This window comes from Otariodibacter sp. (assembly GCF_029256985.1).
GTDB lineage: Bacteria > Pseudomonadota > Gammaproteobacteria > Enterobacterales > Pasteurellaceae > Otariodibacter.
On the sequence record NZ_JARIDQ010000003.1, the window covers coordinates 1 to 7,468 of the forward strand.

General features: G+C 35.2%; 6 protein-coding genes. 4 read left to right on the forward strand and 2 right to left on the reverse strand.

Features of this window, described 5'->3' with window-relative positions:
• Both Q1J40_RS00360 and malK read right to left on the reverse strand, forming a co-directional pair.
• Nucleotides 1-157: carbohydrate porin (locus Q1J40_RS00360; RefSeq protein WP_502306651.1), on the reverse strand; the 157-nt coding region annotated here is incomplete at its 3' end.
• A gap of 68 nt (nt 158-225) precedes the next feature.
• Nucleotides 226-1,341 carry a maltose/maltodextrin ABC transporter ATP-binding protein MalK gene (gene malK, locus Q1J40_RS00365; protein WP_301098036.1) on the reverse strand — a complete coding sequence of 372 codons (1,116 nt, stop codon included), beginning with the start codon at nt 1,339-1,341 and terminating at the stop codon, nt 226-228.
• Between the two features lie 314 nt (nt 1,342-1,655).
• Here malK and malE point away from each other — a divergent pair, with 314 nt between their 5' ends.
• From malE to malQ, 4 genes are all read left to right on the forward strand, one after another.
• Nucleotides 1,656-2,840: a maltose/maltodextrin ABC transporter substrate-binding protein MalE gene (gene malE, locus Q1J40_RS00370; protein WP_301098038.1), complete on the forward strand. Its 1,185-nt coding sequence runs from the start codon at nt 1,656-1,658 to the stop codon at nt 2,838-2,840.
• 192 nt (nt 2,841-3,032) lie between these two features.
• The gene (malF, locus tag Q1J40_RS00375) at nt 3,033-4,589 is read left to right on the forward strand and encodes a maltose ABC transporter permease MalF (protein ID WP_301098040.1); all 1,557 of its coding nucleotides are present in this window, start codon (nt 3,033-3,035) and stop codon (nt 4,587-4,589) included.
• 58 nt (nt 4,590-4,647) lie between these two features.
• Nucleotides 4,648-5,538, forward strand: coding sequence for a maltose ABC transporter permease MalG (gene malG / locus Q1J40_RS00380; protein WP_301098042.1), 891 nt, complete (start codon nt 4,648-4,650; stop codon nt 5,536-5,538).
• A gap of 86 nt (nt 5,539-5,624) precedes the next feature.
• Nucleotides 5,625-7,468 (forward strand): 4-alpha-glucanotransferase (gene malQ / locus Q1J40_RS00385; RefSeq protein WP_301098043.1); only part of this gene is annotated, 1,844 nt, incomplete at its 3' end.

Genomic DNA, 7,468 nt, shown 5'->3' on the forward strand with positions numbered 1-7,468 from the left:
AACCTCCACCATTTACAGTAAATGCTGATTGTTCACCCCCACCAGAAGTCCAACCAATACCTGAACGAGCGTACCCATGGAATTCAACTGCAAGAGCTGATGTGGAAAGGACAGCACTAGAAACAAATGCCGCAAGTAACGTTTTGTTGATATTCATAGATTGCTCCTATGTTGATAAGTTTTTATTAAAATTGACGTTATGAAAAATTAAAAAATAAAAAGTAGCTATACTCCAAGCTCTTTAAATAATCGTTTGCAAGCCATACCATCTTCTTTAAATAAATGACACCGCTCTGAATTGATTCCTATCGACATTTCATCCCCCTCTTCAACTAGCACGATATCCGATTGACGGTACACTAAACTTTGTTTAATAGGTGGCATTTCCACATGAATTTGAGTTTCATTACCCAATTGTTCAACAACTCTCACTGTACCTTTAATACAGATATCACTTTGTTCACAAGGCAATAAATGCTCTGGACGAATACCAAGCGAGAGGTTATCTCCTACTTTAACCCCCGCACTTTCTACTGGAATCCAAAAATTCAAATGGGCCGCATCTGGTAACTCAATTTTTACTCCATCTTCTTTTATTTCAATCACTTTAACTGGTAAGAAATTCATTTTAGGTGAACCAATAAACCCAGCTACAAAACGGTTTGCAGGATAATGGTATAACTCCAAAGGTTTACCCACTTGTGCAATACCACCTGCATTTAATACAACAATTTTGCTAGCAAGCGTCATTGCTTCGACCTGATCATGTGTCACATAAATCATGGTTCTACCCAATTTTTTATGTAATTTTGAAATTTCAACACGCATTTGAACACGTAATGCAGCGTCTAAATTAGAAAGAGGTTCATCTAATAAAAAAACCTCGGGTTGAGAAACAAGAGTTCTACCAATAGCAACACGCTGACGTTGTCCACCAGATAGCTCTTTAGGTTTACGTTGCAATAAATGCGCTAATTGTAAAATTTCAGCAACTTGATTTACCCGCCGATCAATATCTGTTTTAGGATGCCCTGCAAGTTTCAAACCAAATGACATATTTTCAGCAACATTCAAATGAGGATAGAGTGCATAAGATTGAAAAACCATCCCAATATTACGCTTTGCAGGTGGTGTATCATTTATTCTTTTATCACCAATATACAAATCGCCTGTTGTAATATCTTCTAATCCAGCAATCATTCGTAGCAAAGTCGATTTACCACAGCCAGATGGGCCGACAAATACCACAAATTCACCATCTTCAATATGTAAATTAATGTTTTTAGAAATATGCACATTACCGTAAGATTTTCCTACGTTAACGAGTTTAACCTCTGCCATTTTTCTATTCCTCCCGAAACTATTTGTGGTATAGCTTACTGATTTTCCTATCTTTTGCCATCATACTCCAACAAATTTATTCTCTTTTCTGGAAAAAATTTTTTAGGTAAAAAAATGATTTTTCTGTGAAGTTAATCACATTTTTTATGTAAATTTATGTGAACTTCTTCTCAATTTTAGAAAAATAACTGAAAAATGAGATCTAGATCACTAATTCAACGTTTGGGGATGAATTATGGGGATGATGCTTATTTATTAAGAATCTTGAAATATGTATCAACTAAATTTTATTCATACAATGAAGAGGTAAAGTCATGACAAAATTAACTAAAACTGCATTAACAGTACTCGCTGGAGTATTTTTAGCACAGGGTGTTAATGCTAAGATCGTTGAAGGTCAATTAAATATTTGGATAAATTCCGATAAAGGTTATAACGGACTTGATCAAGTAGGAAAAAAATTTGAAAAAGAAACTGGAATCAAAGTTGTTGTTGAACACCCAAGTGGTTTAGAAGAAGCTTATCCTCAAGTTGCTTCAACAGGTGATGGTCCAGATATCATTATTTTTGCCCATGACCGTTTTGGTGGCTATGCTCAAGCAGGTTTACTTGCTGAAATACAAACCAGTACTGATTTTAGAAAAAAATTATCTGATATTGGTTGGAATGCAACTAAATACAACGGAAAACAAATTGCTTACCCAATTGCAATCGAATCTTTATCACTTATCTACAATAAAGATTTAATCCCTACCCCACCAACTACTTGGGAAGAAATTGAAAAATTAGATGCTGATCTAAAAGCTAAAGGCAAAAATGCAATTATGTGGAACCTTGCAGAACCTTACTTCACATGGCCAGTAATTTCATCACAAGGTGCATACGCATTTAAAGTTACCGATAACGGCTATGATATAAAAGATATTGGTGTAGCAAATAAAGCGGCTCAAACTGGTTTACAATTTGTAGTTGATTTAGTGAATAAAAAAGTTATCAATGCCGATATGGATTACTCTGTCGCAGAAGCATCATTCAACAAAGGCAATACAGCTCTTACAATCAATGGCCCTTGGTCTTGGGCAAATATTGAAAAAAGTGGCATCAACTATGGTGTAGCTGTATTACCAACGTTAAATGGTAAACCATCAAAACCTTTCGTTGGTGTACTAAGTGCTGGAATTAACTCTGCAAGTCCAAATCAAGACTTAGCAAAAGAGTTCTTAGAAAATTATTTACTAACCGATGATGGTTTAGAAACAGTCAATAATGATGTGGCACTTGGTGCCGTTGCATTAAAAAGCTATCAAGCTAAATTAGCAACGGATCCTCGTATTGCTGCAACAATGCAAAATGCAGAAAATGGTGAAATTATGCCAAACATTCCACAAATGAGCCGTTTCTGGTATTCAGAAAAAGCGGCTATTAATTCTGCAGTAACAGGCCGTCAATCTGTGAAAGATGCATTAGATGAAGCCAAAGCAAAGATTGAAAAAGAATAATATTTAGTCTTAAAAAACTTACAATCAAAAGGTTTGGCGAAAAAATTTTGCCAAACCTTTAATTAATAAAAAGAAACTAAATACTCGTTTTAATCGTAAGTGATTATATTGTCCATTATTTTTACAATTTTCATTAATTTGTCTTTAGCCTTTAGGCAATTATTCAAAAAGTAGTTATAAAAGGAATATCTTATGTTATCCTCAACTCAAGCACCAAATTCATTATCCCACACTTGGGTAAAAAGGACTTTTGTCTGGCTACTGTACCTGATTGCATTTTATTTAGTCTTTACTATCTATCTTCAGGGTGAAATTCTCTTTGCTCTTTTAGCATTAATTGTTATCACTTCTGGTATTTATATTTTTAGTAACCGTATAACTTATCGTTGGCGTTATGTTTACCCCGGTGTAGCAGCAATGGGAATTTTTGTTATCTTCCCTTTAGTCGCCACTGTTGTAATCGCCTTCACAAATTATAGTGGTTCAAATCAATTAAATTTCAAACAAGTTGTGACTCAGTTAAAAAATCAGAAGTATTTTTCAGGTGAGCGTTATAGCTTCAAATTACTTGAGTCAGAAGATGGAAAATATCAAATTGCATTAGATAATAACAAATTACAAAAAAATTATCTTTCCGAACCACTTGTTATTTCTAATCTCCAAGGTAATATCAACATATCTGAAGTAGAATCATTACCAGACCAACCTGTTGCTTCATTGCGAGTTACTACTCAAAACCGACAACAATTACAAAATATTAATTTAATTCTGCCAAATAACGATAGCCTAACGATGAGTTCGTTACGTCAATTCGCACAACAAAGTAGTCGCTATCAATATGATGATACAACGACCATTCTCACTAACTTAGAAACAGGCGAACGTTATAAACCGAATGATGACATCGGTTTCTTTGAACAAATTGATAGTCAAGATCAATTCACAGGAAAACGCTTAGAACCCGGTTATACCGTAACAATTGGTTGGAAAAATTTTATTAAGATCTTAACGGATAAAGGTGTTCAACAACCTTTCATTAAGATTTTTATTTGGACCGTTATTTTTGCATTTCTTACTGTTGTATTTACCACTGCATTAGGTATGATTTTTGCTTCATTAGTCCAATGGAATGCATTAAAAGGAAAAGCAGCTTACCGTTTATTGTTAATTTTACCTTATGCAGTTCCTGCTTTTATTTCTATGTTGATTTTTAAAGGGCTATTTAACCAGAGCTTCGGAGAAATTAACCTTATTTTAAATAACTTATTTGGTATTCGTCCAGAATGGTTCAATGATCCATTCTTAGCAAAAGTGATGATTTTAATCGTTAACACTTGGTTGGGTTATCCTTATATGATGATCTTATGTATGGGTTTATTAAAAGCAATTCCATCTGATTTATATGAAGCATCATCTATTGATGGAGCTAGTGTATGGCAAAACTTCATAAAAATTACGATGCCATTACTCCTTAAACCACTTATGCCACTAATGATCGCAAGTTTTGCTTTTAACTTTAATAACTTTGTTTTAATTCAATTATTAACAGGTGGTGGTCCAAGTATGATTGGCACCAGCACACCAGCAGGAAATACTGATTTATTAGTTAGCTATACTTATCGTATTGCATTTGAAGGAAGTGGCACACAAGATTTCGGATTAGCGGCTGCAATTGCAGTGATAATTTTCATATTGGTAAGTACTCTCGCGCTATTCCAAATTCGTTTAACTAAGATGCAACAAGAATAGGATTTTGCTCTTCTAAACTATCACAAATAGAAGAGCATAAAAGAAAAAGGAAAATAATATGGCTATTGTTCAACCAAAATCAATGAAATTGCGTTTATTTGTAACGCACTTTTTCCTCATTTGTTTCTGTGCGTTAATCATGTTCCCTTTACTTATGATACTGGGTATTTCACTTAGACCGGGAAACCTTGCGTTAGGGGAAATTATTCCGAGTCAATTTTCTCTGGAACACTGGAAATTAGCGTTAGGTTTTAGCATTACTAATGCTGATGGTTCGGTAACTCCCCCACCATTCCCTGTTTTATTATGGTTATGGAATTCAGTGAAAGTAGCAACTATTACTGCGTTAATTACTCTCGCACTATCTACAACATCGGCTTATGCCTTTGCTCGTTTCCGTTTTTCTGGAAAAAAGACACTTTTGCAAAGTATGTTAATTTTCCAAATGTTTCCAGCAGTACTCTCCCTTGTGGCGTTGTATGCACTGTTCGATCGCTTAGGTAATTACATTCCATTACTTGGTTTAAATACACACGGAGGAGTAATCTTTGCTTATTTGGGTGGAATTGCAATGCACATTTGGACAATCAAAGGTTACTTTGAGACTATTGATAAATCTCTTGAAGAGGCTGCAAGTTTAGATGGTGCAACCCCTTGGCAAACATTCCGTTTAATTCTATTACCACTTTCTGTACCTATTCTTGCAGTGGTGTTTATTCTTTCTTTTATTGCAGCAATTACTGAAGTTCCTGTTGCTTCACTGTTGTTACGAGATGTCAACAACTACACTCTCGCAGTAGGTATGCAACAATACTTATATCCACAAAACTACCTTTGGGGTGACTTTGCTGCGGCGGCTATACTTTCAGCGATTCCAATTACACTCGTCTTTATCGTTGCTCAACGTTGGCTAGTAGGTGGACTCACAGCTGGTGGCGTAAAAGGTTAATGTAAAACGCTCTTTACTCATAAATCTAGTAGAGAGCGTTTTATATTCAATATATTTTAATTTTGAGATATTTTTTAGGAAATAATATGACAAAGCATCCTTATCTTTATTCTTACTTTTTAGATGAAGATGGCAATAAAAAATACGCTGAACAATCAGTTTATGATCGTATGGCAACATTACTCGGAGAGTCTAAACCTATAACAATTCTTCCCCCAGTTAAAGTTATTAAACAAGGTAAAGCTTTAGCTCTTCCTTTAAATCTTGAAGGTCAAAAAAAATCATTATCAATTAATTGGACATTATTATTAGAAAGCGGTGAGATCATCAAAGGAAAATGCAAATCTAATCAGATTGAATTACCAGATACCTTACCTCTTGGTTATCATCAACTTACTTTAACTAATTATTCTACTGAATGTCGTATTATTGTTACACCAGAAACCACATACCAACCTAAAGAGTTAAAACAAGGTAAAAAATTATGGGGTTCGATTTTACAACTTTATACGCTACGCTCTGAAAATAACTGGGGAATTGGTGACTTTAGCGATCTCAAACAGTTCCTAACCAGATTAGCAATAAAAGATGGAGATTTTATAGGTCTGAACCCAATTCATGCTCTTTTCCCTGCTAACCCAGAGGAGGCAAGCCCGTATAGTCCATCCTCTCGTCTATGGCAAAATATTCTATATATTGATGTAACGGCTGTTGAAGCATTTAAACATAGTAAAGAAGCACAAACTTGGTTCTATTCAAGTGACGTTCAACACCAAATTAGCGAGGCTCGTAACAAAGATTACGTTGATTATTCACAAGTTATTTGGTTAAAACTTGAAGGATTGCGTCTTGCTTACAATACATTTAAACAACAAGATCAAACTGAATTTGAGCAATTTATTGCAGAAAATGGTGAAACGTTGAAAGTCCAAGGTACTTTCGATGCACTACATCAATGGTTATCTTCACAATTTAACGATCAGTGGGGGTGGACAAACTGGGATAGCCAATATCAAAGCTATCAAAATTCAGCGGTTAAAATATTCCAACAAGAACATTCTAATTTAGTTAGGTTTTATATGTGGTTGCAATTTTTAGCTCAACAGCAACTTAAAGAATGTAATGAATTAGCAAAACAACTGGGTATGCCTATTGGTTTTTACCGTGATCTTGCTGTAGGTGTTGCGGATAATGGAGCTGAAACTTGGGCGGATAAAGAACTCTATGTATTAGATGCTTCAGTAGGTGCTCCACCAGATCTTTTAGCTCCACAAGGGCAAAACTGGGGTTTATCACCAATGCATCCAGAAATATTACAGTATAGAGGATATCAACCATTTATTGATTTACTCCGTGCCAATATGAAAGATTGTGGGGCATTACGCATCGACCATATTTTAGGATTTGCTCGCCTATGGTGGGTAGCTAAAGGCGATTCAGCTAAAAATGGGGTTTATATTAAATACCCACTTGAAGATCTATTAGCGATTCTTGCCTTAGAAAGCCAACGCCATCAATGTTTAATTGTAGCCGAAGCATTGGGTACTGTACCAGAAGGTATGTTGGAAGCGTTAGAAAACAAAGGTATTTTAGCTTATAATATTTTCTATTTTGAATTTGATAATCAAGGTAGTAAACCATTAGCTGACTACCCATACCAAGCAATGACAACCTTAAGCACTCACGATTTACCAACAGTGCAAGGTTATTGGAAGTTACACGATTTCGATCTAGGGCAACGCTTTGGGGTTTATCCGAATGAAGATGTTTTACGTGCACTACGTGATGCGCGCCACGATAATAAAGTTGCTATTCGTAAAGCAGTTGAGGCAGTACAAGAATTAGAGCCGGATTATATGGGTATTACTCAAAACTTTACTCATCAACTCCAAGCTTATGTGGCAGATACCAATAGTGCCTTATTTGGTAC

What these genes read in the sequence shown, in the direction of transcription:
- malK (WP_301098036.1), bottom strand. Translation starts at nt 1,341, where the DNA reads ATGGCAGAGGTTAAACTCGTTAACGTAGGAAAATCTTACGGTAATGTG.
- malE (WP_301098038.1), top strand. Translation starts at nt 1,656, where the DNA reads ATGACAAAATTAACTAAAACTGCATTAACAGTACTCGCTGGAGTATTT.
- malF (WP_301098040.1), top strand. Translation starts at nt 3,033, where the DNA reads ATGTTATCCTCAACTCAAGCACCAAATTCATTATCCCACACTTGGGTA.
- malG (WP_301098042.1), top strand. Translation starts at nt 4,648, where the DNA reads ATGGCTATTGTTCAACCAAAATCAATGAAATTGCGTTTATTTGTAACG.